This is a genomic window from Oleiphilus sp. HI0061, from assembly GCF_001635675.1.
In genome coordinates this window covers 1-634 of sequence record NZ_LWFE01001772.1, presented here as the reverse complement: position 1 = coordinate 634, position 634 = coordinate 1, and the positions used below count along the sequence as shown (strand labels likewise).

1 protein-coding gene is annotated in these 634 nt (G+C 45.7%); it reads left to right on the top strand.

Annotated features, from left to right (window positions below):
• The coding region (locus A3735_RS31520) for a sugar nucleotide-binding protein (protein ID WP_068639024.1) at positions 1–634 on the top strand (634 nt) is incomplete at both ends.

Genomic DNA, 634 nt, shown 5'->3' with positions numbered 1-634 from the left:
TCACAAGTCCTGACTGATGGTGTTGATTACCTGATTTATTGCCTGACGCCTTCCCAGCGCACCGAACAGGCTTATCGTGATACCTATGTCACGGGTTTAGAAAACACGCTTACGATGCTTCCTAATCCGAAGCGCTTAAAGCGATTGATCTTTGTTTCCAGTAGCAGTGTCTATCACCAGAATGATGATAGTTGGATAGATGAGCAAAGCCCTTGTGAACCAAAACAGTTTTCAGGAAAGCTTATCTTTGAAGCGGAAGGTCTACTTCGACACAGCGGCATACCCAGCACGATTATTCGTTTTAGCGGGATCTATGGTGGTTCTCGTCGCCAGTTAATTAATCAGGTAAAGCAGTCTGCGGAAAGTGGCGCGGCTATTTTAAGTAAAGCCTTACGTCGAAGTAACCGTATTCATGAAGATGATTGCGTGGGTTTTATTGAGCACTTAATTCGCTTGAATGCTCAAGGCTCAGCGTTGGAGCCGCTATATCTTGCTAGTGATAGTGAACCAGTAGATCTTAATGAAGTGATTATCTGGCTAGCAGAGCACTTGGGGCTGACCATCAATACCCAACCTTCCGAGCAGGCAAAACGGCGAAGCGGAAATAAGCAGTGTTCCAATAGGCGAATGTTGG